22 protein-coding genes are annotated in these 26851 nt (G+C 72.2%); 17 read left to right on the forward strand and 5 right to left on the reverse strand.

Annotated features, from left to right (window positions below; translation table 11 throughout):
* Positions 1-18 precede the first annotated feature (18 nt).
* Positions 19-822, forward strand: a complete 804-nt coding sequence (thiD, locus tag ACH4EB_RS28675; protein ID WP_398350779.1) for a bifunctional hydroxymethylpyrimidine kinase/phosphomethylpyrimidine kinase — start codon at positions 19-21, stop codon at positions 820-822.
* A gap of 132 nt (positions 823-954) precedes the next feature.
* Here the strand turns inward: thiD and rpmB are convergent, their stop codons facing one another.
* Positions 955-1140 (reverse strand): 50S ribosomal protein L28, encoded by a 186-nt coding sequence (gene rpmB / locus ACH4EB_RS28680; protein WP_003984695.1) that lies wholly within the window; start codon positions 1138-1140, stop codon positions 955-957.
* A 261-nt stretch (positions 1141-1401) separates the two neighbouring features.
* On the opposite strand from rpmB, the gene ACH4EB_RS28685 reads away from it, so the two are divergent.
* From ACH4EB_RS28685 to ACH4EB_RS28730, 10 genes are all read left to right on the forward strand, one after another.
* The gene (locus ACH4EB_RS28685) at positions 1402-3165 is read left to right on the forward strand and encodes a DAK2 domain-containing protein (RefSeq protein WP_398350781.1); all 1764 of its coding nucleotides are present in this window, start codon (positions 1402-1404) and stop codon (positions 3163-3165) included.
* Between the two features lie 116 nt (positions 3166-3281).
* A complete protein-coding gene (gene recG / locus ACH4EB_RS28690) occupies positions 3282-5480 on the forward strand; it encodes an ATP-dependent DNA helicase RecG (RefSeq protein WP_398350783.1) in 2199 nt (732 codons plus the stop codon).
* A gap of 166 nt (positions 5481-5646) precedes the next feature.
* Positions 5647-6231: a 16S rRNA (guanine(966)-N(2))-methyltransferase RsmD gene (gene rsmD, locus ACH4EB_RS28695; protein WP_398350785.1), complete on the forward strand. Its 585-nt coding sequence runs from the start codon at positions 5647-5649 to the stop codon at positions 6229-6231.
* Positions 6232-6257: 26 nt separating this feature from the next.
* Positions 6258-6737, forward strand: a complete 480-nt coding sequence (gene coaD / locus ACH4EB_RS28700; RefSeq protein WP_398350786.1) for a pantetheine-phosphate adenylyltransferase — start codon at positions 6258-6260, stop codon at positions 6735-6737.
* A 97-nt stretch (positions 6738-6834) separates the two neighbouring features.
* Positions 6835-7926: a cell division initiation protein gene (locus ACH4EB_RS28705; RefSeq protein WP_398350888.1), complete on the forward strand. Its 1092-nt coding sequence runs from the start codon at positions 6835-6837 to the stop codon at positions 7924-7926.
* 86 nt (positions 7927-8012) lie between these two features.
* Positions 8013-8696, forward strand: coding sequence for a DUF177 domain-containing protein (locus tag ACH4EB_RS28710; RefSeq protein WP_125054035.1), 684 nt, complete (start codon positions 8013-8015; stop codon positions 8694-8696).
* A gap of 2 nt (positions 8697-8698) precedes the next feature.
* On the forward strand, positions 8699-8872 hold the full coding sequence (gene rpmF / locus ACH4EB_RS28715; protein WP_003951102.1) for a 50S ribosomal protein L32: 174 nt from the start codon (positions 8699-8701) through the stop codon (positions 8870-8872).
* A gap of 19 nt (positions 8873-8891) precedes the next feature.
* The gene (gene rnc, locus ACH4EB_RS28720; protein WP_398350787.1) at positions 8892-9743 is read left to right on the forward strand and encodes a ribonuclease III; all 852 of its coding nucleotides are present in this window, start codon (positions 8892-8894) and stop codon (positions 9741-9743) included.
* 162 nt (positions 9744-9905) lie between these two features.
* Positions 9906-10766: a bifunctional DNA-formamidopyrimidine glycosylase/DNA-(apurinic or apyrimidinic site) lyase gene (mutM, locus tag ACH4EB_RS28725; protein ID WP_398350889.1), complete on the forward strand. Its 861-nt coding sequence runs from the start codon at positions 9906-9908 to the stop codon at positions 10764-10766.
* Between the two features lie 236 nt (positions 10767-11002).
* Entirely contained in the window at positions 11003-11239 is a 237-nt protein-coding gene (locus ACH4EB_RS28730; RefSeq protein ID WP_398350788.1) for a hypothetical protein, read from the forward strand.
* Between the two features lie 21 nt (positions 11240-11260).
* Here ACH4EB_RS28730 and ACH4EB_RS28735 read toward each other — a convergent pair whose 3' ends face one another.
* Positions 11261-12202, reverse strand: a complete 942-nt coding sequence (locus ACH4EB_RS28735; RefSeq protein WP_398350790.1) for a CAP domain-containing protein — start codon at positions 12200-12202, stop codon at positions 11261-11263.
* A 135-nt stretch (positions 12203-12337) separates the two neighbouring features.
* On the opposite strand from ACH4EB_RS28735, the gene ACH4EB_RS28740 reads away from it, so the two are divergent.
* The 4 genes from ACH4EB_RS28740 to ACH4EB_RS28755 all read left to right on the forward strand — a co-directional run bounded on the left by ACH4EB_RS28740 (position 12338) and on the right by ACH4EB_RS28755 (position 18723).
* A complete protein-coding gene (locus ACH4EB_RS28740) occupies positions 12338-12619 on the forward strand; it encodes an acylphosphatase (protein WP_398350791.1) in 282 nt (93 codons plus the stop codon).
* Positions 12620-13000: 381 nt separating this feature from the next.
* Positions 13001-13207, forward strand: a complete 207-nt coding sequence (locus ACH4EB_RS28745; protein WP_361145746.1) for a hypothetical protein — start codon at positions 13001-13003, stop codon at positions 13205-13207.
* 296 nt (positions 13208-13503) lie between these two features.
* Positions 13504-17055: a chromosome segregation protein SMC gene (gene smc, locus ACH4EB_RS28750; RefSeq protein WP_398350793.1), complete on the forward strand. Its 3552-nt coding sequence runs from the start codon at positions 13504-13506 to the stop codon at positions 17053-17055.
* Between the two features lie 249 nt (positions 17056-17304).
* A complete protein-coding gene (locus ACH4EB_RS28755; protein WP_398350795.1) occupies positions 17305-18723 on the forward strand; it encodes a sugar porter family MFS transporter in 1419 nt (472 codons plus the stop codon).
* 152 nt (positions 18724-18875) lie between these two features.
* Here ACH4EB_RS28755 and ACH4EB_RS28760 read toward each other — a convergent pair whose 3' ends face one another.
* Entirely contained in the window at positions 18876-19865 is a 990-nt protein-coding gene (locus ACH4EB_RS28760) for an LLM class flavin-dependent oxidoreductase (RefSeq protein ID WP_398350797.1), read from the reverse strand.
* Positions 19866-19957: 92 nt separating this feature from the next.
* The gene (locus tag ACH4EB_RS28765; protein ID WP_398350798.1) at positions 19958-21439 is read right to left on the reverse strand and encodes a purine-cytosine permease family protein; all 1482 of its coding nucleotides are present in this window, start codon (positions 21437-21439) and stop codon (positions 19958-19960) included.
* A 514-nt stretch (positions 21440-21953) separates the two neighbouring features.
* Here ACH4EB_RS28765 and ftsY point away from each other — a divergent pair.
* Complete coding sequence (gene ftsY / locus ACH4EB_RS28770) at positions 21954-23183, forward strand: signal recognition particle-docking protein FtsY (RefSeq protein ID WP_398350800.1); 1230 nt, start codon at positions 21954-21956, stop codon at positions 23181-23183.
* Positions 23184-23507: 324 nt separating this feature from the next.
* Here ftsY and ACH4EB_RS28775 read toward each other — a convergent pair whose 3' ends face one another.
* A complete protein-coding gene (locus ACH4EB_RS28775) occupies positions 23508-24176 on the reverse strand; it encodes a bifunctional DNA primase/polymerase (RefSeq protein WP_398350801.1) in 669 nt (222 codons plus the stop codon).
* Positions 24177-25342: 1166 nt separating this feature from the next.
* Between ACH4EB_RS28775 and ACH4EB_RS28780 the strand changes: the two genes are divergently transcribed.
* Complete coding sequence (locus ACH4EB_RS28780) at positions 25343-26818, forward strand: hypothetical protein (protein ID WP_398350803.1); 1476 nt, start codon at positions 25343-25345, stop codon at positions 26816-26818.
* Positions 26819-26851: the final 33 nt, after the last annotated feature.

Genomic DNA, 26851 nt, shown 5'->3' on the forward strand with positions numbered 1-26851 from the left:
CCCGGTAGATTCGCCGGTATGCGCACACCTCCACGCGTCCTGACCGTCGCCGGGTCCGACTCCGGCGGCGGCGCGGGCATCCAGGCCGACCTGAAGACGATGCTGGCGCTCGGCACGCACGGCATGAGCGTGCTGACCGCCGTCACCGCGCAGAACTCGCTGGGCGTGCAGGGCGCGTGGGAGCTGCCCGCCGACGCCGTACGGGCCCAGTTCCGCAGCGTCGTCGACGACATCGGCGTCCAGGCCGTCAAGACCGGGATGCTCTCCTCACCGGAGCTGGTCGAGACCGTCGCCGCGCTGCTCGCCGGGGTGTCCGCGCCGGTCGTCGTCGACCCGGTCGGCGTCTCCAAGCACGGCGACGCGCTGCTGGCCGCCTCCGCACTGACCGCGGTCCGCACGAAACTGCTGCCCACGGCCACCCTCGCCACCCCCAACCTCGACGAGGTGGCGCAGCTCACGGGCGTACGGATACGGGAAGAGGCGGATCTGCCGCGCGCCGCCGCCGCGGTCCTCGGCTTCGGGCCGCGCTGGGTGCTGATCAAGGGCGGCCATCTGGAGGGCGACGCCGTCGATCTGCTCACCGACGGCACCGAGGAACACTGGCTGCGCGCGCCGCGGCACGACAACCGGCACACCCACGGCACCGGCTGCACGCTCGCCAGCGCCGTCGCCGCCCGCCTCGCGCTGGGGGACACGGTCCCGCGGGCCGTGGCGGCGGCCAAGGAGTACGTCACCGGCGCCATCGCGGGCGGCTTCCGCCTGGGGGCGGGGATCGGGCCGGTGGATCACGGGTGGCGGCTCAGGGAACGGCCCGGGGCGTAGCGGACGGGGCGCCCCGCAGGCCGGACCCGCGCCCCGGTACACGCCGTCGTGCGCGTACGGGCACGGCAAAAAGCCGGCCCACCGAAGTGGACCGGCTTTCAGGCAACCGGGGGGCTGCGCTACGACAGGACGTCAGCGCGAGACCTTGCCGGCCTTGATGCACGAGGTGCAGACGTTGAGCCGCTTCGGCGTGCGCCCGATGACCGCGCGCACCGTCTGGATGTTGGGGTTCCAACGACGGTTGGTACGGCGGTGCGAGTGGGAAACGCTCTTGCCGAAGCCCGGCCCCTTGCCGCAGACGTCGCAGTTGGCAGCCACGGGTCACTCCAAAGACTTCAGATGCACTTACGGTGAATCCCGGCGAGCGGAGTGCATTGAACCGACCCGATTCGCCAGGAGAGGAATGGCCCGATTCGCATCGGGCAACCGGAGCAGCATACAACGGCCACTCCCGCAGTACGAAACTACCATGACCGCTCCGGCCCCCGCCCCGGCCGCCGGGCCCCGCGCGACTACTGTGCGGTGGATCGCATGACCGAGCCGAGCCCGCGACGGGCCGCTGGCCGAGGAGGACGAACGGTGCCGCACCCGCTCGACGCCGATGCGGTACGTACCTGGTGCGCCCTGGCGCTGACGGCCCTGGGCCGCGAGCGCGAGCGGATCGACGCGATCAACGTCTACCCCGTCGCCGACGGGGACACCGGCACCAACCTCTACCTGACCGTGGAGTCCGCCGCCCGCGCCGTCGAGGCCGCCTTCGACGGCCACGGCGCCTCGGGCACCGCGCCGGGGCTGGCCGACGCCGTCGGCGCCATGGCGCACGGGGCCCTGATCGGCGCACGCGGCAATTCCGGGACGATCCTCGCGCAGCTCCTGCGCGGCATGGCGGAGGTCCTGGGCGACGGGCCCCGGAACGGGGGCGGAGACGGGGCCGGGGAGGCCGAGGACGGAGAGGGGACCGGGGGCGCGGCGCCCGGCGGCGGTCCGGCGGCGGACGGCGCTCCCGGCTCGGCGGCGCTGAAGCGGGCGCTGCGGCGGGCGGCCGAGTCGACGTACGAGGCGGTGGCGCACCCCGTCGAGGGCACGGTCCTCACGGTCGCCACGGGGGCCGCGCAGGCGGCGGAGCGGGCCGACGGGACCCCGGCGGCAGTGGCACGGGCCGCGTACGACGGGGCACGCGCCGCCCTGGAGGCGACGCCGGGGCAACTGGCGGCCCTGGGCCGGGCGGGCGTCGTGGACGCGGGCGGCTGCGGTCTGGTCGCCCTGCTGGGCGCGCTGGCCGGGGCGCTGTCCGGCGAGGTGCCGACGGCGGCGATCGCGGTACGGCCGGACGCCCCCGTCCCGGTGCCCGGCGGCTGCCCGGCGGCGGACGGGGACGGGCACGCCCCGGAGGAGCGGCACGGGGACGACGCGGACCCGGGCGGCCCGGCCTTCGAAGTGATCTACCTCCTGGAGGCCGACGACTCCGCCGTGGCCCGTCTGCGGACGCGGCTGGACCAGCTCGGCGACTCCCTGGTGGTCGTCGGCGGCGACGGGCTGTGGAACGTGCACGTCCACGTCGACGACGCGGGCGCCGCCGTCGAGGCGGGCATCGAGGCGGGCCGCCCGTACCGCATCCGTATCACCCATTTCGGGGCGGCCGAGGGAGGCCGGGCCCCGCGCCGCCGCGAGCCGGAGCCGGTGGCGCGCGCCGTGGTGGCCGTGGTGCCGGGCGACGGGCTCGCCGGGCTGTGCGCCGAGGGCGGCGCGACCGCGGTGACCGTACGCCCCGGGGAGCCGCCCGCCAGCGGCGAGCTGGTGCAGGCGATCCGGCAGGCGAACGCCCGCGAGGTGATGCTGCTGCCCAACGACCCCGAACTGCGGCACACGGCGGCGGCAGCGGCCGAGCAGGCCCGCACCGAAGGCGTACGGGTCGCGCTGATCCCCACCCGCGCCGCCGTCCAGGGCATCGCCGCGCTGGCCGTGCACGAGCCCGCCCGCAGCTTCGACGAGGACGTGGTGGCCATGACCTCCGCCGCGGGCGCCACCCGCTACGCGGAGCTGGCCGTCGCCGAGCGGCAGTCCTGGACGACGGCCGGGGTCTGCCAGGCCGGCGACGTCCTGGGGCTGATCGACGGGGACGTGGCGGTGATCGGCGCGGACCTGGCGGTCACCGCGGCGACCGTACTGGACCGGATGCTCTCGGCCGGCGGGGAAATGGTCACGCTCGTCCTCGGCGCGGGCTTTCCCGATTCCCTCGCCGAGACCCTGGAAAGGCACGTACGGGAGCGCCACCTGGCCGTGGACACCGTCGTCTACGAAGGCGGGCAGCGCGGCGCCCCCCTTCTCATCGGCGTCGAATAACGCACGGCGGGGTGGCGGGGAACCGTGTCGGCCGGGCGGTACGGAATGCCGTGCCGGACCGGCGGAATTCCGGGGCCTGCCGCCGGTTGTCAGTGGCGTGGTGTGCAATGGTCTGCGTGTCCGCGCTCGACGAACCCCTGAAGAAGATTCTCGGTGGCACCACCGCCAAGGTGATGGCCGAGCATCTCGGTCTGCACACGGTCGGCGATCTGCTCCACCACTATCCGCGCAAATACGCGGAGCGCGGTGAGCTGACCCGGCTCTCCGACCTGCCGCTGGACGAACACGTCACGGTCGTCGCGCGGGTCGCGGACGCCCGGGTGCTGAAGTTCAACAACGGGCGCGGCCAGCGCCTGGAGGTGACCCTCACCGACGGCAGCGGCCGGCTCCAGCTCGTCTTCTTCGGCAAGGGCATCCACAAACCGCACAAGGACCTGCTGCCCGGCCGCCGCGCGATGTTCGCGGGCAAGGTCTCGGTCTTCAACCGCAAGCTCCAGCTCGCCCACCCCGAATACGCGCTGCTGGACGGTGAGGGCGGCGAAGAGGCGGTGGACGCCTTCGCCGGCCGCCTCATGCCGATCTACCCGGCCTGCCAGCAGATCGCCTCCTGGAAGATCACCAAGGCCGTCGACGCGGTGCTGCCCGCCGCGCGCGAGGCGCTCGACCCGCTGCCGGAGGCGCTGCGCGAGGGACGGGCGCTGCTGCCGCTCCCGGACGCCCTGGAGAAGGTCCACCGTCCGCGCACGAAGGCCGACATCGAGGACGCGCGCTCCCGGCTGAAGTGGGACGAGGCGTTCGTCCTCCAGGTCGCGCTGGCCCGCCGCCGCATGGCGGAGACCCAACTCCCCGCCACCCCGCGGCCGTTGACCCCCGGCGGCCTGCTCGACGCCTTCGACGCGAAGCTGCCCTTCACCCTCACCGAAGGCCAGCGGAAGGTCAGTCGCGAAATCTTCGACGACCTGGCCACCGACCACCCGATGCACCGCCTCCTCCAGGGGGAAGTGGGCTCCGGCAAGACCATGGTCGCCCTCCGCGCCATGCTCGCCGTCGTCGACACCGGCGGTCAGGCGGCGATGCTCGCGCCCACCGAGGTGCTGGCCCAGCAGCATCACCGGTCCATCACGGAGATGATGGGGGAGCTGGCCGAAGGGGGGATGCTGGGCGGGGCCGAGCACGGCACCAAGGTCGTGCTGCTGACGGGGTCGATGGGCTCCGCCGCCCGCCGGCAGGCCCTGCTGGACCTCGTCACGGGCGAGGCCGGCATCGTCATCGGGACCCACGCGCTGATCGAGGACAAGGTCCAATTCCACGACCTGGGCCTGGTCGTCGTCGACGAGCAGCACCGCTTCGGGGTCGAGCAGCGCGACGCCCTGCGCGGCAAGGGCAAACAACCGCCGCACCTCCTCGTCATGACGGCGACCCCCATTCCCCGTACGGTCGCGATGACCGTCTTCGGCGATCTGGAGACATCCGTCCTGGACCAGCTCCCCGCCGGGCGCTCGCCCATCGCCAGTCACGTCGTGCCCGCCAAGGACAAGCCGCACTTCCTCGCGCGGGCCTGGGAGCGGGTGCGCGAGGAGGTCGAGTCCGGCCACCAGGCGTACGTCGTCTGCCCCCGCATCGGCGACGAGGAGGACGCGCCGAAGGCCAAGGGCGCCAGGAAGGAGACCGCCGAGGAGGCCGCGGCGGGCGAGGACAAGCGGCCTCCGCTGGCCGTCCTGGAGGTGGCCGACCAGCTCACGAAGGGCCCGCTCGCCGGGCTGCGCGTCGAGGTGCTGCACGGCCGGATGCACCCGGACGACAAGGACGCGGTGATGCGCCGCTTCGCGGCCGGCGAGGTGGACGCGCTGGTGGCGACCACCGTCATCGAGGTCGGGGTGAACGTGCCCAACGCCACCGCCATGGTGATCATGGACGCGGACCGCTTCGGCGTCTCCCAGTTGCACCAGTTGCGCGGCCGGGTGGGCCGTGGCTCCGCGCCCGGCCTGTGCCTGCTGGTCAGCGAGATGCCGGAGGCCAGTCCCGCGCGGGCCCGGCTCGCCGCGGTGGCCGGCACCCTCGACGGCTTCGAGCTGTCCCGTATCGACCTGGAGCAGCGCCGCGAGGGCGACGTCCTCGGCCAGGCCCAGTCCGGCGCCCGTACGTCCCTGCGGATGCTCGCCGTCATCGAGGACGAGCAGGTCATCGAGGCCGCCCGGGAGGAAGCCACCTCGGTGGTCGCCGCCGACCCGGAGCTGTCCGGCCATCCGGAGCTGCGGATCGCCCTCCAGGCGCTGCTGGACGCCGAGCGCGAGCAGTATCTCGACAAGGGCTGAGAGACCGGGGCCGGGGGCGAGCCGCGCGCAGGCCCGGCGTGGGGCCCCGAGCCTGTCACCAGGTGCTCCGCCCGGGCGGAGCGGCCCCACGCCGCCCGACGCCATATCGTGGGGAGCGGTCCGCGCAGGCGGGCCGTCCCATCCGCAGCGCGAAGGACCGAGACCCATGACCCGCGTGATCGCCGGCACGGCCGGCGGCCGGCGCCTGGCCGTGCCCCCCGGCAACGGCACCCGTCCGACCTCCGACCGGGCGCGCGAGGGCCTGTTCTCCACCTGGGAGTCGCTGGACGGCCCGCTGTCCGGCGCCCGGGTGCTCGACCTGTACGGCGGCTCCGGCGCCGTGGGCCTGGAGGCGCTGTCCCGCGGCGCCGCGCACGTCCTGCTGGTCGAGGCCGACGCCCGCGCCGTCCGCACCATCCGTGACAACGTCCGCGCCCTCGGCCTGCCGGGCGCCGAGGTCCGCGCGGGCAAGGCCGAGCAGGTGGTCGCGGGGCCGGCCCCGGCCGAGCCGTACGACGTGCTCTTCCTGGACCCGCCGTACGCCGTCACCGACGACGATCTTGGGGAGATCCTGCTCACACTCCGTCGGCAAGGCTGGTGTGCCGAGGAGGCACTCGTCACCGTGGAGCGCAGCACCAGAGGCGGTCCGTTCCCCTGGCCTGCCGGGTTCGCGGCCATCCGGTCCCGGCGCTACGGCGAGGGAACGCTTTGGTACGGTCGCGCCGCTTCGACGTGCGACAACGCGTCATGACCGGACCGGAGAGCGAGGAACCTCAGTTGCGCCGCGCAGTCTGTCCGGGGTCGTTCGACCCCATCACCAACGGGCACCTGGACATCATTGCCCGGGCCTCCAGGCTCTACGACGTCGTGCACGTCACCGTGATGATCAACCAGGCCAAGAAGGGCCTGTTCTCGGTCGACGAGCGGATCGACCTGATCCGCCGGGCCACCGCCGAGTACGGCAACGTCCAGGTCGAGTCCTTCCACGGCCTGCTCGTCGACTTCTGCAAGCAGCGCGACATCCCCGCCATCGTCAAGGGGCTGCGGGCGGTCAGCGACTTCGACTACGAGCTGCAGATGGCCCAGATGAACAACGGCCTCTCCGGCATCGAAACCCTCTTCATCCCCACCAGCCCCACCTACAGCTTCCTGTCGTCCAGCCTGGTCAAGGAGGTCGCGGCCTGGGGCGGCGACGTCTCCCATCTGGTGCCGCCCTTCGTCCTGGAGGAGCTGACCAAGCGGCTCGGCACCAGGTGACCTGCTGACAACCCGTCAGCAGGTGTCGGTGCGGGGGTCTGTGGACGTACAGTCGTCCCCGTTCCGTCGTACCGACCCGGAAAGTGGCGAGTCCAAGGTGGACGTGCAGAAGAAGCTCGACGAGATCGTCCGGACCGTCGGCAGTGCCCGGTCCATGCCCATGTCGGCCTCGTGCGTGGTCAACCGCGCCGAGCTGCTCGCCGGGCTGGAGGAGGTGCGCGCCGCCCTGCCCGGGTCGCTCGCCCAGGCCCAGGAGGTGCTCGGTGACCGTGCGCAGATGGTCGAGGAGGCCCGCGCCGAGGCGGAGCGGATCATCGAGTCCGCCAACGCCCACCGCGGCTCGCTGATCTCCGACACCGAGGTCGCCCGGCAGTCCCAGGCCGAGGCCGACCGGATCCTGGCCGAGGCCCGCCGCGAGGCCGAGGAGATCCGCGCCGAGGCCGACGACTACGTCGACAGCAAGCTGGCCAACTTCGAGGTCGTTCTCACCAAGACCATCGGCTCGGTCGACCGCGGCCGCGAGAAGCTGCTCGGCCGCGCGCCGGGCGAGGGCGGCCACGCGGACGAGGATGGCGTCCAGGCCCCCGAGCGCAGCGCCGACCCGCAGACGCTCAAGGACCGCGCCGACCGGTACGTGGACGCCAAGTTCGGCGCCTTCGAGGCCGTACTGACCAAGACCCTGGAGGCCGTCGGCCGCGGCCGGCTCAAGCTCCAGGGGGCCCGGCCGACGGACGAGCTGGGCGGCCTCGCCGCACAGCCCGACGGCCGCCACCCGGTGCACACCGGCGACGCCGAGTACCTCGCGGGCCTCGCCGAGCTGGCCGGCCCCGTGCCGCCGCAGCCGCAGGCTCCGCCGCAGCCCGCCGTGCCGCCCCAGGCGCAGCCCGGCGTCCAGCAGGACTACTACGCCGAGGCGGACTACCGGCAGCAGGACGCTTACGGCTACCCGCAGGCGCCGTACGGGCAGCAGGACCCGTACGGCTACGGCTGGCAGGACCCGCAGGCGCAGCAGGCCCGGCACCAGCAGCCCTACGACCCGAACGCGGCCTACCTCCAGCAGGCCCAGCCCACCGGGCAGGCCCCCGCCGGGCGGGCGGCGCAGCCCGCCGCGCTGGACGAGACCAGCCTCTTCGACACGAGCATGATCGACCTGGACCGGCTGCGGCAGTACGAGGAGGGGCGGCAGTAGCGGATTGGGCCTATCGGGACCGTTCCAGTATCCTGGCTCTTCGGTCGCGTGTACGTCCGCGATCTCTGCTGCCCGGTCGCCTTTCGGTGACGGGGCGGCTCGTACGTCAGCGTAGAAAGCAGGAAGCCATCAACGCCCGCCTCGACCACCGTTCCCCGCTCGTGTTCGACACGCGCGATCTGGGACGCCGTCCCGGCGCGCTGCAGCGGCTCTCCCGCACCGTCGAGGCCCCCCGGGACCTCGGCAACGAGGTCATCGGAGTGCCCGTGGGCGCACCGGTGGAACTCGACTTCCGCCTGGAGTCCGTCATGGACGGGGTGCTTGTCACAGGCACCGGCCGTGCATCGGTCCAGGGGGAGTGCGTAAGGTGTCTGGAGCCGCTGGAGCGCGAGCTCGTAGCGGACTTCCAGGAGATGTTCTCCTACCCCGACGCCGACGCCAGGACCCGCACCGCGGAGCCCGGCGACGACGCCGAGGAAGAGGAGGACACGCTCTTCCTCGAGGACGACCTGTTCGACCTCGAACCCGTGCTGCGTGATGCGGTGGTGCTCGCACTGCCGATGCAGCCGGTGTGCCAGGACGACTGCCCGGGCCTGTGCTCCCAGTGCGGAGAGCGGCTCGCGGACGACCCGGACCACCACCACGACGCCGTCGACATCCGTTGGGCGGCACTGCAGGGACTCGCCACCGACCCGGCCGGCGAGAAGGACGAAAACATGAGCGGCGACGGGCCTGAATCAGCGCGCGCCGCCGAGAAGCAGGAGAAGTAGCCGTGGCTGTTCCGAAGCGGAAGATGTCGCGCAGCAACACGCGCCACCGCCGGTCGCAGTGGAAGGCTGCGGTCCCCACCCTGGTGGCGTGCGAGCGCTGCCACGAGCCGAAGCAGCAGCACATCGCGTGCCCGAGCTGCGGCACCTACAACAAGCGACAGGTCCTCGAGGTCTGATCGGCTGGTGACAGGCTCTATGTCAGACGCCCAGACGTCTCCCCGCAAGCGCGGGGCTGAAACGGCACCGGCGGACACGGCCTCGTCCCACACGCTTCTGGAAGGGCGGCTCGGGTATCACCTTGAGTCCGCCCTTCTGGTGCGTGCGCTGACGCACCGCTCGTACGCGTACGAGAACGGCGGCCTGCCCACCAACGAGCGGCTGGAGTTCCTCGGGGACTCGGTGCTCGGCCTGGTGGTCACGGACACGCTGTACCGCACCCACCCCGACCTGCCCGAAGGCCAACTGGCCAAGCTGCGGGCCGCGGTGGTCAACTCGCGCGCGCTCGCCGAGGTGGGCCGTGGCCTCGACCTCGGCGCCTTCATCCGCCTCGGCCGGGGCGAAGAGGGCACCGGCGGCCGGAACAAGGCATCCATCCTGGCCGACACCCTCGAAGCGGTGATCGGCGCGGTCTATCTCGACCAGGGCCTCGACGCGGCGGGTGAGCTGGTGCACCGGCTCTTCGACCCGCTCATCGAGAAGTCCGCCGGCCTGGGGGCCGGCCTGGACTGGAAGACCAGCCTCCAGGAACTGACCGCGACCGAAGGTCTCGGCGTCCCGGAATACCTGGTCAGCGAGACCGGTCCGGACCACGAGAAGACCTTCACTGCTGCTGCCCGCGTCGGTGGTGTCTCGTACGGCACCGGCACCGGCCGCAGCAAGAAGGAAGCCGAGCAGCAGGCGGCGGAGTCCGCCTGGCGGGCGATCCGCGCGGCGGCGGACGAAGCGGCCGAGCGGGCCGCGGACGCCCCGCCGGCGGGAGAGCCCGTGGTTCCCCCGTCCGGAGAGCCCGTGGTTCCCCCGGCCGGGGAGCCGCCCGTCTCCGGCTGAGCCCGCGAAGCTCGTCACTCCCGGCCGTCCGCCCCGCACCGGGGAGGGCGGCCGGGCAGTGCTTTGCGGAGCCGTACCGGGTGCGAAACCCGCCCCGCGCCCGGTCCGCACCATTCGTACGGTGTCCGTGCACGCGACGGACGCCCCATGACGAGGAGAGCCGTGCCCGAGCTGCCCGAGGTCGAGGTCGTACGCCGCGGACTGGAGCGGTGGGTACGGGGCCGTACCGTCGCCGCCGTCGAGGTCCGGCACCCGCGGGCCGTCCGCCGGCACACCGCCGGAGCCGTCGACTTCGCCGCGCGCCTGAAGGGGCAGCGCATCGGGGAGGCCCGGCGCCGCGGCAAGTATCTGTGGCTCCCGGTCACCGACGGCCTGTCCGTCCTCGCCCACCTGGGCATGAGCGGGCAGCTCCTGGTCCAGCCGCAGGACGCCCCCGACGAGAAGCACCTGCGCGTCCGCTTCACCTTCGACGACGACGCCGGCACCGAACTCCGCTTCGTCGACCAGCGCACCTTCGGCGGACTGTCGCTGCACGACGCCGTGCCCGGCGACCTCGAAGGGCTCCCCGACGTCATCGCGCACATCGCCCGCGACCCGCTCGACCCGGCCTTCGACGACGCCGCCTTCCACGACGCGCTGCGCCGCCGCCGTACCACCGTCAAGCGCGCGCTGCTGGACCAGTCGCTGATCAGCGGCGTCGGCAACATCTACGCCGACGAGGCGCTGTGGCGCTCCCGGCTGCACTACGACCGTCCGACCGCCACCCTCACCCGCCCCCGTACCGCCGAGCTCCTCGGCCACATCCGCGACGTGATGAGCGCCGCGCTCGCCGTCGGCGGCACCAGCTTCGACAGCCTCTACGTCAACGTCAACGGCGAGTCGGGCTACTTCGAACGGTCGCTGGACGCGTACGGGCGCGAGGACGAGCCGTGCCGGCGCTGCGGTACGGCGATGCGCCGGCGCCCCTGGATGAACCGGTCCAGCTACTTCTGCCCGCGCTGCCAGCGGCCGCCGCGCCCGTAGGGCCGCCCCGGCTGCCCGTCTCCAACCAGGGGCCGGTGTGCGCCGACGCCGCCCGACGGGCCCCGGTACCGGGCGCGAGCGGGTACGGTGCGCGCCCGGCCCGCGCGCCCTGATCCCGGCGTGCCGTCCGTACGCGGGGACCTGTACACGCCGACCCACCCGCATACGCGTGCTTTCGTACGGATGGAGATGCGACCCTGTAGCCAGGGGGCCATACCTTCGGAGGTTGGAATCCGATGGCGACGAGTATGCATCTGGTCTGGAGCTCGGCGGCGCCCGGCAGCGTCGTGTACGAGACACACGCGATCGAGGTGGTCGAAGAGGGCGGCGTACACGGCGAGGTCGTCAGCGAGCGGCACGAGGTCACGGTGCGCAGCCGCGCCCACGCGGAGGAGATCGCCGCCGAGCACGCCTATGAGCTCTACCGCGACGGCGAGGAGTGGGACAGCCTTCCGGAGCACGAGGAGGGCTGAGGGCCTGTGCCGCCCTCCGGTTCAGAAGCCGAAGTCCTGCGTCCACCACGGGCCGCCCGAGCCGAAGTGCGCTCCGACCCCCAGGGCCTGGTACTCGCAGTTGAGGATGTTGGCGCGGTGTCCGGGGCTGTGCATCCAGGTGTCCATCACCGCGCGGGCGTCGGCCTGGCCGCGCGCTATGTTCTCGCCGCCCAGGTTCGCTATGCCCGCCTCCTTGGCGCGGTCCCAGGGACTGCGGCCGTCCGGGTCGGTGTGGTCGAAGAAGTCGCGGCGCGCCATGTCCTCGCTGAAGTCCCTCGCCAGACCGCCCAGTTCGCGGTCGGCGGTCACCGGTGAGCAGCCGGCCTTCGCGCGTTCCTCGTTGACCAGGGCCACCACCTGCGACTCGGCGGCCGAGGGCGCGGTGCCCGGTGCGGCGGAGGCGGTCGGCGTGCTCTTCGGGGGCGTGGGGGCGGTGGCCGTACGGTCCGGCGGCCGCTGCGTACGGTCCCGGCCGGCGCCGGTGTCGGCCGGGGGCGTGGACGGCGGCCGGGGGGCCGGGGTGGCCGAAGGGGTGGCGGACGGAGTGGGGGACGCCGCCCGGTCCGGGATGCCGGGCCGGGGCTCGCCGCGGCTGGCCTGGCCGGCGCCGCGGCCGGTGGGCGGCACGGACGCCGTGTCGCGCGTCGGCGGGTGCGGCAGGGCGTCGGCGCGCACCCGTTCGCCGGAGCCGCCGCTGCCGCCCCAGTCGTACTGGCCGCCGCCCGGCAGCAGGCCCGAGGCGACGGCGACCGCGCCCATCGCCACGGCGGCCGAGGCGCCGAGCAGCCCGGTGCGGACCGGAGCGGTACGGCGGTCGCGCGCGGGGCGGTGGCCGCGGTGGCGGCCGGAGAGCGCGGGAGAGACGGAGGCCGGGCTTCCGGTCCGGTCCGGGGCTCCGTCGGCTTCGGGCGATGCGGGAGCGGAGCGTCGATGGCGGCCCATCCACTGCCTTCCTTCTGTCCACATGAGCGTCAACGTGCCTCACTCGTAAGGGTGAGTCTCGTTGCCGGGCGACTGTACGCCATGACGTGTGGGGCCGATGTGCCCGACGAGCAATTGGCCGGTTACCGTGCAGACATGAACGAAGATGTCCGCCTGACCGCCTGGGTGCGCGGCCGGGTCCAAGGGGTCGGCTTCCGGTGGTTCACCCGGGCCAACGCCCTGCGGATCGGCGGCCTCGTGGGTTTCGCCGTCAATCTTGAGGACGGGCGGGTCCAGGTCGTCGCCGAGGGGCCCCGCGGCCGGTGCGAGGAACTCCTGGCGTGGCTGCGCACCGGCGACACGCCCGGACGGGTCGAAGGGGTGGGTGAGATCTGGGACACTCCGCGGGGCGGTTACGACGGGTTCGCGATCCGCTGACCCGGTGCGGTGCGCGGGATCCGGGAACCGGACGACGGGCCGGTTCTGCGTGTCCCCGTCACATGCACAATGCAGTCATGACCTGGTGGTTGCCAACTCGGCCGACCCGTGGAAGGCTGCCGCTGTAAGGATGATCTCCACGCCCCCGAGGCGCTTTTCTGGGGAGCCGGTCCGGCGTTGCCGCGGCCGCGGGCTCCCGGGCGCCCAAGGATACGGGGCGTGATCGTGTTGACCCTCAAACCTTTTGGTGAGACTCTGGAAGCCCCGCGCACCTTAGCTGTTTGGCATTGAGTTCGCAGGACAATGACAAGCACCGCGGGTGCGAATCCCTCACGACCCACACCGCTTCGGTCGGTCACTCAGTGTGGAGGACCATCCATCATGGCAAAGGCGCTTCTCGGTTACGTCGGCGGCTCCGACCCCCGAGTCCTCTCCGAGATGCGACGGCTTCAGCAGCGCGTCCAGGACCTCGAATCCGAACTCATCCGGATGCAGGCCGAAAACGACATGCTGTCCGCTGCCGCACGTCACGACGACTCGATGCTTGAGGGCATCGACGTACCCCAGGCGGAGCCCGCGCTCACCTGACCCCATCCCCCGGGGCCGACGGGCTGTTTCGCCAGCCGCTTGAGGCACCGCTAGCAAGATCTTCAAGGGACGCTTCGGCGTCCCTTCGTCGTTTTCCGTCGCTTTTCTTTTCGGCTTCCGGGATGGCCCTCACCGTCTGATGTGCCCTGCACCTTCAGCAACGAAACCGAAATCGCACAGCCGCGACGGGTGCGGACGCCCTGGACAGGGCCCGACCGCCCGCGTGCGACCGGGTGCGCCGCGGCCCTCGTGCCGGGGCGGCCCCCGGCGGGGACCGGGCGGTAGAGTCCAACGGCGTGCATCTCAAGAGCCTGACACTGCGAGGATTCAAATCCTTCGCCTCCGCCACGACACTGCGTTTCGAACCCGGCATCACCTGTGTCGTGGGCCCCAACGGGTCGGGCAAGTCCAATGTCGTCGACGCCCTGTCCTGGGTCATGGGCGAGCAGGGCGCCAAGTCGCTGCGCGGCGGCAAGATGGAGGACGTGATCTTCGCCGGGACCACCGGCCGGCCGCCGCTGGGCCGCGCCGAGGTCTCGCTGACCATCGACAACGCCGACGGCGCGCTGCCCATCGAGTACGCCGAGGTCACCATCACGCGGACGATGTTCCGCAACGGCGGCAGCGAGTACCAGCTCAACGGTGACACCTGCCGCCTCCTGGACATCCAGGAGCTGCTGTCGGACTCCGGCATCGGCCGGGAGATGCACGTCATCGTCGGGCAGGGCCAGCTCGACTCCGTCCTGCACGCCGATCCCATGGGGCGCCGCGCCTTCATCGAGGAGGCGGCCGGCGTCCTCAAGCACCGCAAGCGCAAGGAGAAGGCGCTGCGGAAGCTGGAGGCGATGAAGGCGAACCTGGCGCGGGTCCAGGACCTCACCGACGAGCTGCGGCGCCAGCTCAAGCCGCTCGGCCGGCAGGCCGCCGTTGCCCGCCGCGCCGCCGTCATCCAGGCCGACCTGCGCGACACCCGGCTGCGGCTGCTCGCCGACGACCTCGTGACGCTGCGCGAGGCGCTGCGCGCGGAGATCGCCGACGAGGCGGCGCTCAAGCAGCGCAAGGAGAGCGCCGAGCAGCGGCTCGCGGAGGCGACCCGGCGCGAGGCCGCCCTGGAGGAAGAGGTACGGACGCTGACGCCCCGGCTCCAGCGGGCCCAGCAGACGTACTACGAGCTGTCACAGCTCGCCGAGCGGGTGCGCGGCACGGTCTCGCTGGCCGACGCGCGCGTCAAGAGCGCGACGGCCGCCCCGCCGGAAGAGCGGCGCGGCCGCGACCCGGAGGAGCTGGAACGGGAGGCGGCCCGGGTCCGCGAGCAGGAGGCCGAGCTGGAAGCCGCGCTGGAGGCGGCGAGCCGGGCACTGGAGGACACCACCGAACACCGGGCCGAGCTGGAGCGCCGGCTGGCGGACGAGGAACGGCGGCTGCGGGACGCGGCGCGCGCCATGGCGGACCGGCGGGAGGGCCTGGCCCGGCTGCACGGGCAGGTCACCGCCGCGCGCGGCCGGGCGGCATCGGCGCAGGCCGAGATCGGACGGCTGGCCGCGGCCAGGGACGAGGCGCGGCAGCGCGCGGCCGACGCCCAGGAGCAGTACGAGACGCTCAAGGCCGAGGTGGACGGGCTGGAGGCGGACGACGCCGACCTGGCGCGGCAGCACGAGGCCGCGCAACAGGACCTGGCGGACGCCGAGACCGCGCTGGGTGCCGCGCGCGACGCGCTGACGGCCGCGGAACGGCAGCGCGCGGCGGTCTCCGCCCGGCACGAGGCGCTCGCCCTCGGGCTGCGCCGCAAGGACGGGACCGGCGCCCTGCTCGGCGCGGCCGACCGGCTGACCGGCCTCCTCGGCCCGGCCGCCGAGCTGCTGACCGTCGACCCGGGCCACGAGGTGCCGGTGGCGGCGGCACTCGGCGCGGCGGCGGACGCCGTGGCGGTGGCCGACCCGGCAACGGCCGCCGAAGCGATCCGCCTCCTGCGCAAGGAGGACGCGGGACGTGCGGCGATGGTGCTGGGGGCGGGGCCGCGGACGGACCACGCCGTGGACTCCGGCGGCTTGCCGCTCGCCGCGGAACTGGTCCGGGGCCCGGACGAGTTGCTGCGCTCCGTACGGTGGCTGCTGCGGGGCGTCGTGGTCGTCGGGACGCTGGAGGACGCCGAGGAACTGGTGGCGTCCCGGCCGGAGCTGACGGCGGTGACCGCCGAAGGTGACGTCCTCGGGGCGCACTTCGCACAGGGCGGGTCGGCCGGCGCGCCGAGCCTGCTGGAAGTGCAGGCGTCCGTCGACGAGGCCGCGGCCGAGGCCGCCGAACTGGGCGCCCGCTGCGAGCGGCTGACCGCCGCTCAGGAGGCGGCGCGGCAACGGCGTGACGCGTGCGCGCGGCTGGCCGACGAGACGGGGGAACGGCGGCGCGCCGCCGACCGGGAGAAGTCCCGCGTCGCGGGCGACCTGGGCCGTCTCGGTGGCCAGGCGCGTGGCGCCGCCGACGAGGCGGAGCGCTCGGCGGCCGCCGCCGCGAAGGCCGAGGAGGCACTCGAACGGGCGACCGAAGAGGCCGAGGAGCTGGCCGAGCGGCTGGCGGTGGCCGAGGAGGAGCCGGGCGACGAGGAGCCGGACACCTCCGTACGGGACCGGCTGGCCGCGGACGGCGCCAACGCGCGGCAGACGGAGATGGAGGCCCGCCTCCAGGTCCGTACGCACGAGGAGCGGGTCAAAGGGCTCGCGGGCCGCGCCGACGGTCTGGACCGCGCGGCGCGGGCCGAGCGCGAGGCACGGGCCCGTGCCGAGCAGCGGCGCGCCCGCGCCCGGCACGAGGCGGCGGTGGCGTCCGCGGTGGCCTCCGGTGCGCGGCAGCTCCTGGCGCACGTCGAGGTCTCGGTCGTACGGGTTGAGGCGGAGCGGCTGGCCGCCGAGCTGGCCAAGCAGGAGCGTGAGCAGGCGCTGGTGGCCGAGCGCAACGTGAGCCGGGAGCTGAAGGGCGAGCTGGACAAGCTGACGGACTCGGTGCACCGCGGCGAGGTGCTGGGCGCCGAGAAGCGGATGCGCATCGAGCAGTTGGAGGCCAGGGCCCTGGAGGAGCTGGGCGTCGAGCCCGCCGCGCTGGTGGCCGAGTACGGGCCCGACCAGCCCGTACCGCCGTCCCCGGCCGCGCAGGACGAGGAGCTGCCACAGGACCCGGAGCACCCCCGCAACCGGCCGGTGGCCTACGTACGGGCCGAGCAGGAGAAGCGGCTCAAGGCCGCCGAGCGGGCGTATCAGCAGCTCGGGAAGGTGAACCCGCTCGCGCTGGAGGAGTTCGCGGCGCTGGAGGAGCGGCACCGGTTCCTCAGCGAGCAGCTTGAAGACTTGAAGAAGACGCGGTCCGACCTGCTGCGCGTGATCAAGGAGGTCGACGAGCGGGTGGAGCAGGTCTTCACCGAGGCGTTCCACGACACGGCCAGGGAGTTCGAGGGCGTCTTCGCGCGGCTGTTCCCGGGCGGTGAGGGGCGGCTGGTGCTGACCGACCCGGACAACATGCTCACCACGGGCCTGGACGTGGAGGCCCGCCCGCCGGGCAAGAAGGTCAAGCGGCTGTCGCTGCTGTCGGGCGGCGAGCGCTCGCTGACCGCGGTGGCGCTGCTGGTCTCGATCTTCAAGGCGCGCCCGAGCCCGTTCTATGTGATGGACGAGGTCGAGGCGGCGCTGGACGACACCAATCTGCAGCGGCTGATCGGGATCATGGAGGAGCTCCAGGAGAGCTCACAGCTCATCGTGATCACGCACCAGAAGCGGACGATGGAGGTCGCCGACGCGCTGTACGGGGTGTCGATGCAGGGCGACGGTGTCTCGAAGGTGATCAGCCAGCGGCTGCGCTGAAGCCGGCGCCACGGGGTACCGGTGGGATGCACACGGTTCGCAGTGGCTCGGACACGCTTCATAACTTGAACGCAGTGACGGTGAAGCGCTGCCGAAACAAATTCATCACGACCTATTGACTTCGAAACTTGAAGGCATAGGGTCTGCAACGTTGCTTTTACCTTCAAGTGGTGGGTACCCCCAACCTATGCGCCACTGGAAGGGCCAGCCCCCTACGCCCGGCAGCGCAGCCGGGCACTGGAGTACACGTTGACCAGCACCGCGCAGCCGACGATCCCGGAGGGCCGCAAGGCCCAGCCGGATCACCTCGGCCATGTCATCTTCATCACCGCGGCTGCCGCGATGGGCGGCTTCCTCTTCGGCTACGACAGTTCCGTGATCAACGGCGCCGTCGAGGCGATCCGCGGCCGCTACGAAGTGGGCTCCGCGGGGCTCGCCCAGGTGATCGCCATCGCGCTGATCGGCTGCGCCATCGGAGCCGCCACGGCCGGCCGGATCGCGGACCGCATCGGCCGGATCCGCGTCATGCAGATCGCCGCGGCGCTCTTCACGATCAGCGCGGTCGGCTCGGCGCTGCCGTTCGCCCTGTGGGACCTGGCCATGTGGCGCGTCTTCGGCGGCATCGCGATCGGCATGGCGTCGGTCATCGGCCCGGCCTACATCGCCGAGGTCGCGCCGCCCGCGTACCGGGGGCGGCTGGGCTCCTTCCAGCAGGCCGCGATCGTCATCGGCATCGCGGTCTCCCAGCTCGTGAACTGGGGCATCCTCAACCTCGCCGGCGGTGACCAGCGCGGCAAGCTGGCGGGCCTGGAGGCCTGGCAGTGGATGCTCGGCGTGATGGTCGTACCGGCCGTGCTCTACGGGCTGCTCTCCTTCGCGATCCCCGAGTCGCCCCGCTTCCTGATCTCCGTCGGCAAGACCGACAAGGCCAAGGAGGTGCTGGCCGAGGTCGAGGGTCAGGGCGTCGACCTGGACCACCGGGTCGGTGAGATCCAGGAAGCCATGCGCCGGGAGCACAAGTCCAGCTTCAAGGACCTGCTGGGCGGCCGGTTCGGCTTCCTGCCGATCGTGTGGATCGGCATCGGCCTGTCGGTCTTCCAGCAGCTCGTCGGCATCAACGTGGCGTTCTACTACTCCTCGACGCTGTGGCAGTCCGTCGGCATCAACCCGAGCAGCTCGTTCTTCTACAGCTTCACCACGTCGATCATCAACATCATCGGCACCGTGATCGCGATGATCTTCGTGGACCGGATCGGCCGCCGCCCGCTGGCGCTGATCGGCTCCGCCGGCATGGCCGTCGCACTCGCCCTGGAGGCGTGGGCCTTCGCCTCGAAGACCGCGGACGGCACGCTGCCGACCCTCCAGGGCACGGTCGCCCTGGTCGCGGCCCATGGCTTCGTGCTCTTCTTCGCCCTGTCCTGGGGTGTCGTGGTCTGGGTCTTCCTCGGTGAGATGTTCCCGAACAAGATCCGCGCCGCTGCGCTCGGTGTCGCGGCGTGTGCGCAGTGGATCGCCAACTGGGCCATCACTGCCAGCTTCCCGAGCCTTTCCGACTGGAATCTTTCGGGTACGTACGTGATCTACATGATCTTCGCTCTGCTCTCGATCCCCTTCGTGCTGAAATTCGTGAAGGAGACCAAGGGCAAGGCGTTGGAGGAGATGGGCTAACACCCCCCGCCAGCTCTTCTCCTCAGTTGTGGGTGGCTGCCCCGGTCCGTCCGACGGACCGGGGCAGCTCCTGCATTCCGGCCCGGAACTTCGGGGCTGTTTCTTTTCCTCGCGAATGGTTTTCCGTTGAAGCAACGGAACAGGGTGGTGCCTCAGTCCCCCTTGAGGCGCGGAACGACCCGCTCCGCGAACAGGTGTACGGAACGCCAGCCTTCGTCCACGGGCATCCCGCCGCACAGCGGATGCAGAATCAGCGACCCCGCCGTCCCCGCCTCCCCGGCCAGCCGCACACACTCCTCGGGCGTCACGATCCGGTAGACCCCCTCACGGCGCAGCGCCTCCACGTCGCCGGCGGCGGACCGTACGGCCGACTCGGCACCGGGGGGCTGCCACGAGGCATACGTCCGCGCCTCGTGCAGCAGATGCCCGCCGTACTCGGCCCAGGCGCGGTCCGGGTCCTCGGACACGTGCAGCAGACAGGTACGGGCGGCGGGCTGCATCACCCAGCCCTCGGTCCCGTACTCGGCGCGCCGGGCGTGGTAGTACGCCTCCAGCCCGGGCAGCCACGCGCTGGGGAACAGCGGCAGCCCCAGCCGGGCGGCCCGGCGCGCGGCGGCCCGGGAACCCCCGCCGACCAGCAGGAGCGGATGCGGCTGGGTGTACGGGCGCGGGGTGACCCGTACCGTACGGCCCCGGTAGCGGAACGGTTCCCCCCGCCACGCGGCGAGCAGCGTCTCCAGCACCTCGTCCTGGAGCTTGCCGCGCCAGTGCCAGTCCCGGCCGTGCGCCGCGTACTCCTCGGGCCGGTAGCCGATGCCCGCCACGGTGACCAGCCGGCCCCCGCTCAGCAGATCCAGTACGGCGATCTCCTCGGCCAGCCGCAGCGGGTCGTGCAGCGGCGTGATCAGCGCGGAGACGGTGACGGTGACCCGGCGGGTGGCGCCCAGGACGGCGCCGGCGAAGGCCAGCGGCGCCGGCATCCAGCCGTTGTCCGTGGCGTGGTGCTCCTCGGTCTGGACCGTGGTCAGGCCCCGCTCGTCGGCGAAGGCGGCCATCTCGACGGCGGCCCGGTAGCGCGCGCCGAGCGCTTCGGGGGTGGGAGAGGGGGCGGCGAGGTTGAGGCGCAGGACCGTTACGGGCATGACGAACGTCCCCTTCGCCGAGGCGGTGGGCCCGGTTGGCGAAGGGGACGTTAGCTGACGTCACATCAGGTGAACAGGGTGCCGGGGCCGAATCAGCCGACCGGCGCCGGCACCTCGGCCGGAGCGGCGGCGCCCGTAGGCACCGTCTCCTTCGGCTTCGGCAGCACCGCGAAGACCACCGCGGCGATCAGGATCGTGGCCGCCCAGCCCAGACCGTGCCGGCCCGGCCAGGTCTCGGCCAGCGGACCGGTGAACCAGGTGACCTTGGTCAGGCACAGGCCCACCACCAGCGCCGCGCCCCAGGCCGTCAGCGCCTGCCAGCAGAAGCCGCCCGCGTACCAGTAACGGCTGGTGCGCCCGACGTTCATCAGGCTGTCGCCGTCGTAGCGGACCGCCATCTTCCGGCGGCGCGCCATGTCGACGGCGTACACCCCGATCCAGGCGGAGAAGGACACCGCGAGCAGGGTCAGGAAGGTGATGAACTGGCCGATGAAGTCCTTGGCCACCAGCATCATGAACGCGCCGCCGACCAGGCTGATGACCGCGTTGATGCTCACGGCCAGGGCGCGCGGCAGCTTGACGCCCATGGTCTGCGCGGTGAAACCGGCCGAGTACATCGACAGGCTGTTGATCAGCAGCATCCCGACCAGCGCGGTGATCAGGTACGGCACCGCCAGCCAGGTCGGCAGCACCGAGCCGAGGAACGACATCGGGTCGGTGTTCTGGTTGGCCAGCTCGGGGTTGGAAACGGCCATGATGCCGCCCATCAGCACCATCGGCACCATCACCAGGGCGGCGCCGGTGATGGTCGTACCGACGATCTTCTTGCCGGAGGCGGCATGCGGCAGGTAGCGCGCGAAGTCCGGTCCGGTGGGCACCCAACTGATACCGCCCGCCGCGATGGTGCCGATGCCGGCGATCATCAGGGCGGTGCTGCCCGCCGACTGGGAGAAGATCTTCCCCCACGGCATCTCGGCGACCAGGTACACCAGCACCATGACGCTGAAGACGGTGAACAGGTACGTCGAGTACTTGTTGCAGACGTTGAGCGCCTTCCGGCCCATGCCGCTGACCAGGAACGTCGTGGCGACGAACAGGAGCAGCGTGATGACGGTGAGGACGTTGTTGGCCTCGATGCCGAACAGCAGCTTCAGGACGGTGAGCACCGCGTACGCGCCGCTGACCGCGTTGATCGTCTCCCAGCCGAAGCGGGCCACCCACAGGATCGCGCCCGGGAAGTAGTTGCCCCGTACGCCGAAGGCGGCGCGGGAGAGCATCGCGCCGGGCGCGCCGCCCCACTTGCCGGAGACCGACAGCACGCCGACCATGCCGAAGGAGATGACGGAGGCGATGGCGGCCACGATCAGGACCTGCCAGAAGTTCAGACCATTGGTGATCACCAGGGAGGCCCCCATGGTGAGCAGCAGCACGCTGATGTTGGCGGCGACCCAGGTCGGGAAGAGTTCGCGGACGCGGCCGTGGCGTTCGTGGTCGGGGACGGGCTCGATGCCTCGTTGCTCGACGGCGCCTTCGGTTTCAGGAGCGGACATGGTGTCCGTGGACGTGGTGCCCATGGTGCAGGTGTCTCCGTGCGGGTTCAGGCAGCGGCTGTGATGCCTGGCGAAGGGGAGGGGGTTGCCAGGACTCTACGCGCGTTGCGCAGCCGAGAGCTATCGTACTTTGATCCAACTTCGGTTCATGCGCCTTGTTGTGTCCAACGACGAGCACCGATGGCCCCCGAACTCGTCCGAGCATCCCGCACTGTCGACCGATGCGCAGGTCAGGCGGGGTTCACGACGGCCGGGGCGGACGCGCCCGGCGACCTGTCGGCGCGGCGAAACCCAGGAGCGGGTCCGGCGCGGAGGTGTGCGCGGGGGGCGATCGGACGGCGTCGGGCGGCCTTATTGCACCGGTGGGCCCACCCCCAAGCCGATTTCCTCGATGTCCGGACATGTCCTCCGGCGGATGGCGGGCGGACGCGCGGCGGATGAATCCGGACCGGCCGCGGCGACCGAACCCGGACAGGTGAGGTCCAGGTTCGGCGTGTGCGGTCCCGCACGGCGGGGTGTGACCGATACTGGGTGAGTTATGGAAATCGTCATCCTTGCTGTAGTCATCGCTGTGGTCGCGCTCGGCGCGATCAGCGGGCTCGTCGTCAGCAGCCGCAAGAAGAAGCAGCAACTGCCGCCGGCCCCGCCGACCACCCCGTCCGTCACCGCACCTCCTGCGGAACCGCAGGTCGGTGAGGACGCCGAGACCCCCCGCGACGCATCCCGTCGCACCATAGAAGAAGTCGACCTGCCGCCGGCCGAGGCGCCCGTCGAGGAGCCGGTGGCCGAGGAGCCGCCCGCCCCCGCCGCCCCGGAGGCCGAGGTCCCCGAGCCGACCGCCGGCCGCCTCGTGCGGCTGCGGGCCCGCCTCTCCCGCTCCCAGAACTCGCTGGGCAAGGGCCTGCTCACCCTGCTCTCCCGCGAGCACCTCGACGAGGACACCTGGGAGGAGATCGAGGACACGCTGCTCACCGCCGACGTGGGCGTCGCGCCCACGCAGGAGCTGGTCGAGCGGCTGCGCGAGCGCGTGAAGGTGCTCGGCACCCGTACCCCCGACGAGCTGCGCGGCCTGCTGCGCGAGGAACTGCTCAAGCTGATCGGTACGGACCAGGACCGCGCGGTCGCCACCGACAACGGCCTGGGCAAGGACGGCCAGGAGATCCCTGGCGTCGTCATGGTCGTCGGCGTCAACGGCACCGGCAAGACCACCACCACCGGCAAGCTGGCCCGCGTCCTGGTCGCCGACGGCAAGTCGGTCGTCCTCGGCGCCGCCGACACCTTCCGTGCCGCCGCCGCCGACCAGCTCCAGACCTGGGGCGAGCGGGTCGGTGCCCGCACGGTCCGCGGCCCGGAGGGCGGTGACCCGGCCTCGATCGCCTTCGACGCGGTGAAGGAAGGTATCGCCGAGAGCGCCGACGTCGTCCTCATCGACACCGCCGGCCGGCTGCACACCAAGACCGGCCTGATGGACGAGCTCGGCAAGGTCAAGCGCGTCGTGGAGAAGCACGGCCCGGTCGGCGAGGTCCTCCTCGTCCTGGACGCCACCACCGGCCAGAACGGCCTGGTGCAGGCCCGCGTCTTCGCGGAGGTCGTGGACATCACCGGTGTCGTGCTGACCAAGCTGGACGGCACGGCCAAGGGCGGCATCATCGTCGCGGTCCAGCGCGAGCTGGGCGTACCGGTCAAGCTCGTCGGCCTCGGCGAGGGCGCGGACGACCTGGCGCCGTTCGAGCCGGAGGCATTCGTGGACGCCCTGATCGGAGACTAGGGCACGCACATGGCCTTACGGGCACGGTCCGACTCGAAGAGCCCCGCAGCGGGATGAACGCGCTGCGGGGCTTTTTGGTGGGCGGGGCGGGCACGGGCGGTGAGCTGTGCGCGGGGGCGTGTGGGGGCGTGCGCGGGAGGGGAAGGGGTTCCGAGGGCGGGCGGTGCGTATCGGGCGCCGGACGTGAAGGAGTGAGGGGTGGCGGCGTTCCGGGCGGGGGCGGCGAGGGGTTGGCAAAGTTGCGGGCGCGCGGGTGGTGGACGCGGCGCGGGTGGTGAATACGGCGCGGGGCGCCGGGCGCGGCGGAGTCCGCCGCGCCTCCGGCTACGCGACCGACCGGTGGCACACGTACGCGAGGGTGCCCAGCAGCAGCCGGGCCTGCGGGGGCTGTCCGGCCGTGTCCAGGGTGGGCGGCCGCAGCCACCGCATCGGGCCGAGCCCGCCGAGGTCGGACGGCGGGGCCGTGACGTGGTCGCCCGGGCCGCGGGAACACAGGTCGAGGGCGGCGTCGTCCCAGCCCATCCGGTAGAGCAGACCAGGCAGGCCGGCGGCGGCGCCGGGCGCCACGAAGAACAGGGCGCGGCCCGTCGGTGTGGCGGCCACCGGGCCGAGCGGCAGGCCCATCCGTTCCAGCCGTACGAGCGCGCTGCGCCCCGCCACCTCCGGCACTTCGAGGACGTCGAAGGTGCGGCCCACCGGGAGCAGGACGGCCGCGCCGGGCGTCCTGGCCCACGCGTCGGCGGCTTCCTCCAGCGTCGCGCCGGCCGCCAGCCCGACCGTGTGGGCCAGGGGGTGGGCGCCGGGGGAGGCGCAGTCGCCCGCACCGCACGAGCAGACCGTACGTCCGTTCCCGCCGCGGGCCGCGCGGGCGCCGGGCACCACGTCCCAGCCCCACAGGCCCGTGTACTCCGCCACCGCCGTGATCTCGGTCGAGCGGGCGCGACGCCGTGAACCGGACCGGATGTCGCGGATGCCGCCGATCGTGAAGCCCATGCCTCCTCCAACGGGTGGTGTATGCCAGTGGTTACGTGCCGGAGCACGGTTGTGACGCTCCGTCAGGAGGGGGCGGCTTCCGTGGCGCGTCGTGGTGCGGTGGGTGGTGCGGCGCGTGGCGCGCGCCTTCGCGCACTCCTTTCCGTCCGTCTCCCCTCGACCTGTGTCAAGTCAATCGCGAGGACCGGTCGGCGAGTTCATTCGAAGGGGTGGCGAATGGTGGCGTTTAGCGGATCGCCCTCGCCGGGGGCGTGATCGTAGGATTACTTTCAGTGCACGACCTGGGGCGAAACGCCGTGGGTGTGGGTATGCCGGAGGCAACGCACCGGCGGGTGAACCCTCCCGAATCGGGTTGGCTGGATTCCGTGGTCGGGTAGGTCCACCCCGTACCGGTCACCGCAACAGGCGGCATCCTGTGGGAGGTTCACGGACACGGCCGCGACGGACAGCGGTCAGGATGGCCGCGCGGAGCGGCACGGCGGCCCGGTGCGCGACATGCACGGCGGTGCGCCACGCACGCGGACGGCGAAGGAACAGCGGACGCGAAGAGAAGCGGCAGCGGCAGCGGCAGGACGAGCGGTACGGAACACGCAGGCGCGGCCGGCGAGCGAGACCGGGCGCGAGGAGCAGGACACGCGGCACCAGAAGTGCAGGAAGCAGCAGAACGCGAAGTGCCGGAACCGAAGCACCAGCGGAAACGGACGTACTGGCGCAACCCACGGGACAACCCCACCCCGTGGAGCCACAGATCTGTGGGACGAGCGGACCCGAGGGCCGAACAGGGCCGAGGTACGCGCGCCCCCCCGCGAACAGGAAATCCGTAGAACAGCGGATCCCCGGGGCGAGCAGATCCACAGGCCGGCACCCGCGGGCCGAACGAGGAAGCAGTACCGGAACGACGACAGCACCACCCGGTCGCCGCGGCAGCAGTCCGCGGTGACCACAGCGCGGCCGGGCACCGGCGGAGCGGCACCTCCACGTACCGCACCGGACAGGCGCGGCGGCCGCGGCAGAGAACACCGCGCCGGCGCAGTGAGGCATCGGGGCGGTCCGGACCGTATGTAGCGGACGTATGGAAAAGAAACTCGGAAGCGGCGAAGAGCGGCGATGCGAAGCGATGGCGCGACGCGGTGCGGCAAGGCGGCAATCGGAATGGGGGCGTTCCCGTGGGCGGCAGTGGCGGCACCGGCGCTGACAAGCGCCCCAACGAACCGTTGGGCTCATGGTTCGTGCGCAGCGGCTGGTCGAAGGGCGAGCTGGCACGACAGGTCAACCGGCGCGCACGCCAGATGGGCGCGCACCACATCAGCACCGACACCTCGCGCGTACGGCGCTGGCTCGACGGCGAGCAGCCGCGCGAGCCCATCCCGCGCATCCTCTCCGAGCTGTTCTCGGAGCGGTTCGGGTGTGTGGTCGGCATCGAGGACCTCGGCCTGCGTTCCGCGCACCAGTCCCCGTCCGTCTCCGGCGTCGACCTGCCCTGGGCCGGCCCCCAGACCGTCTCGCTGATCAGTGAGTTCTCCCGCAGCGACCTGATGCTGGCCCGCCGTGGCTTCCTGGGCACCTCCCTGGCGCTGGCCGCAGGGCCCGCCCTCATCGAGCCCATGCAGCGCTGGCTGGTGCCGGTCTCGGCGGGGCAGGCGTCCGCCGCCCAGCAGGCGGCGCAGGAGCGTTCGCGGCGCTCCAACCGGCTGTCCGCGCCGGAGCTGGACCTGCTGGAGTCGACGACCGTGATGTTCCGCCAGTGGGATGCCCAGTGCGGTGGCGGGCTGCGCCGCAAGGCGGTGGTCGGCCAGCTCCACGAGGTCACCGACCTGCTGCAGGAGCCGCAGAGCGACGAGGTCGCCAAGCGGCTGTTCAAGGTCGCCGCCGAACTCGCCGAGCTGGCCGGGTGGATGAGTTACGACATCGGCCTGCAACCCACCGCGCAGAAGTACTTCGTGCTCGCCCTGCACGCCTCCAAGGAGGCCGGTGACCGCCCGCTGGGCTCGTACATCCTCTCCAGCATGAGCCGCCAGATGATCCACCTGGACCGTCCGGACGACGCGCTGGAGCTCATCCATCTCGCGCAGTACGGCAGCCGTGAATCGGCTACACCCCGTACGCAGGCGATGTTGTATGCGATGGAGGCGCGGGCGTACGCGAGCATGGGCCAGCCGGGCAAGGTCAAACGCGCCGTGCGGATGGCCGAGGACACCTTCGGCGACGTGTCGGCCGGCGATCCCGAGCCGGACTGGATCCGCTTCTTCTCCGAGGCCGAGCTGAACGCGGAGAACGCCCACTCCTACCGCGACCTCGCCTACGTGGCCGGGCGCAGCCCGACGTACGCCTCCCTCGCCAACCCCGTGATGCAGCGGGCGGTCGAACTCTTCTCCCAGGACGTGGAGCACCAGCGTTCGTACGCGCTCAACCTGATCGGGATGGCGACGGTGCACCTGCTCCAGAAGGAGCCGGAGCAGTGCGCCGTCCTGGCGCAGCAGGCCATACCGCTGGCGAAGAAGGTCCGCTCGGAGCGGGTCAACACCCGGCTGCGCAAGACCGTGGACACCGCGGCCCGGAACTTCGAGAGCGTGGCCGAAGTGATCCAGCTCAGCGACGAACTGGCCCAGCAACTGCCGGAAACCGGCGCGGAGGCCGTCTGACCGCACCTCTGACAGCAGGTCCACAGACCCCGG

The organism is Streptomyces sp. NPDC018045, from assembly GCF_044327445.1.
Classification (GTDB): Bacteria; Actinomycetota; Actinomycetes; order Streptomycetales; family Streptomycetaceae; genus Streptomyces.